Annotated in this window: 2 protein-coding genes; one reads left to right on the top strand and one right to left on the bottom strand. The window is 38.7% G+C overall.

Translation table 11 applies throughout. From position 1 onward, the window contains the following. Positions 1-416: 416 nt before the first annotated feature. Entirely contained in the window at positions 417-821 is a 405-nt protein-coding gene (locus PMI13_RS16710; RefSeq protein ID WP_007845896.1) for a winged helix-turn-helix transcriptional regulator, read from the top strand. 59 nt (positions 822-880) lie between these two features. On the opposite strand, the gene PMI13_RS16705 is transcribed toward PMI13_RS16710, so the two are convergent. Continuing rightward, positions 881-1,707 (bottom strand): discoidin domain-containing protein (locus tag PMI13_RS16705; protein ID WP_007845895.1); only part of this gene is annotated, 827 nt, incomplete at its 5' end.

The following is a 1,707-nucleotide window of genomic DNA, read 5'->3' as shown; positions in this document are numbered from 1 at the left end:
CCTGTTGTATCTGCCACTAAAGCTCCGTTCATATACACTTTGTAAGCAGCATCTTTTGTAAACAGGCTCATTTGTTCTGAAATCTTTTTTTCATCACCTAAATAGGCGTACGCATCTATTAGCTCTCTTAATTCTTCTTTTGTTTTAATAATTTCTAATGACATAATTTTATTGTTTTGATATTTGACAATTATTTACTATTTCCTTTATTTAATTTAAAATTTGTTGAATATCTAAGTCAGCTTTGCTGAATGTGGCTGTTCTAAATGAGTTTATTTTTTCTTGAATCTTCATCTTTTTGTAAGCTGAAATTGATTGGGTTCTTATTTTTCTGTTGACAAAATTAAAGTATATTTGCTAATAATTTATTAGTTGTTACTTAAAGGTTACTGACTAATTTTTTAAAAGCTTTTAATATGAAAGACAAAAATGAAAAACAGGAAATCAATAAAGAATTCACAGAAGAATGTACTACAGTACTGGCTGCGGTGAGTGATGCACTCTATGCTATAGGAGGTAAATGGAAGCTGATGATCATTATTGCAATGGCAAGGGGCAATAACAGGTTTACTGAGCTTCAGAAACAGGTGAAAGGTATTTCAGCCCGGGTATTATCGAGTGAATTAAAGGAACTTGAACTGAATGGGTTTATTATAAAAAAAGTCTCGGTTGGATATCCAGTGATGATCCACTATGAGTTGCTGCCATACAGTCATACGCTCGAAGAGCTTGTCGGAGCAATGACAAGATGGGGAATTCAGCACCGGGCAAAAATTAAGAGTGAACGCTCATCTGAAAGTGCTTCAAAGAGTAGTAAATAAAATATCCCGCTTCGGATATTGAATGGTCTTCCTGATGCAAAAGAAACTGAATGTAATCATCAGTTCGTTGTTCTGTAAACCCCGATCTCGCTTAACGTAATGCAAACAGGAGATTTTGTGATGCTTATCTTGATCTTATCTGCAGTAATAGGTTTATCCAATTTAATTAACCGTTTGGCACCAATGCTGGTACCATCATAAACTTTTCTCCATGCCTTGTTCTGGAATACCTCAACGGAATAAGCTTCTATTCGCTGGCCTAAAGGAATGTATTCCTGTAAGCTGATGATATCAAAGGTTTTAGATACTTTTAAATAGACTTCCAGGCTTGCCTGGTGAATATCATCAGCTGTAGCCCAGTAGCTCTCTCTATTATTATCAAGAAGTTTGGAGACATTATATTTTTTACCCCGGCAGTTGCTTGCTGTAATCTGCGCATTTTTTGCCAGATTATTTTGAAAAGTATGCTGAACCATGTCGCCGAAACTTTTCAGTGCAGCTACATCATTTTCATGGAGCCTGCCCCGGGTATCAGGTGCTAAACCAAGATCTAAACCGGCGCCCCGGCCAACACTTTTTAAATACAGGTCGAATAATGTTTCCGGAGTTTTAGGCTTTTCGTTAGCATGGTAAAACCAGCCGTTTCTTAAAGGGACATCACATTCGGCAGGCATCCAGTATTTACCGTTTCTGATTCCTTCAGGGCTCTGCGGATAATTGGCCTGTCCGGGAACTGCTGCGTTTTTTCCATCCGGAGCCATAGGGGTAAAAGTTGCCCAGGAGGTTGAAGCCGCATGTCCGTCTTCATTGCCAACCCAGCGGATATCCGGGCCAATATCGCTGAAGATATTCGCCATTGGCTGCATTTTACGGGTAATAGCCCAGG

Source organism: Chryseobacterium populi (genome assembly GCF_000282115.1).
Taxonomy (GTDB): Bacteria; Bacteroidota; Bacteroidia; order Flavobacteriales; family Weeksellaceae; genus Chryseobacterium; species Chryseobacterium populi.
The sequence above is the reverse complement of the archived record's forward strand: the minus strand, read 5'-3'. Positions and strand labels throughout refer to the sequence as shown.